1 protein-coding gene is annotated in these 434 nt (G+C 64.5%); it reads right to left on the bottom strand.

Translation table 11 applies throughout. The annotated features are described in order from the left end of the window. Positions 1-434: transposase (locus tag F6X37_RS36040; RefSeq protein WP_187614697.1), on the bottom strand; the 434-nt coding region annotated here is incomplete at both ends.

Here is a 434-nt window from a genome sequence, read left to right as displayed (position 1 = left end):
GGACGCTGCCGGGGTTTGGGCCACGTCACAATGTGATCGCGCGTGCCCAGGGACCGGCCTCGCCGAAAGTCGGTGCGGCGTGCCCCATGCTGTTCCATCACGACGTCCACCCCGGCGGCGATCATTGAGGCCATCAGAAAGTAGTGGCAGTACAAGGCATCGGCGACGATCACGTCACCTTTGCGAAACGTGCCTTGCAGCATGCGAAACGCCGTCAGCTCCCCGCTGCCTTTGCCCGCGTAAGTTCCGACCGCCGACTCCAGTACTGCGCCGCTTGCCAGACAGATCACCGCAACCAGATAGGCCAATGGAAAGCCCACTCCTTCGGCCTGAGCACTGGACTGCGGGAAACGGGCCTGGTTCGACGGCGTATCGGGCATCGAGATCCCGGTGCCGTCAACCAGCTTGACCGGGCGCCCGCGCCACTTCCAGGC

The sequence above is a fragment of the Paraburkholderia sp. 31.1 genome (assembly GCF_014397645.1).
GTDB classification, from domain to species: Bacteria; Pseudomonadota; Gammaproteobacteria; order Burkholderiales; family Burkholderiaceae; genus Paraburkholderia; species Paraburkholderia tuberum.
Note: the sequence above shows the minus strand (reverse complement) of the source record. Positions and strands in the feature narration are given on the sequence as shown.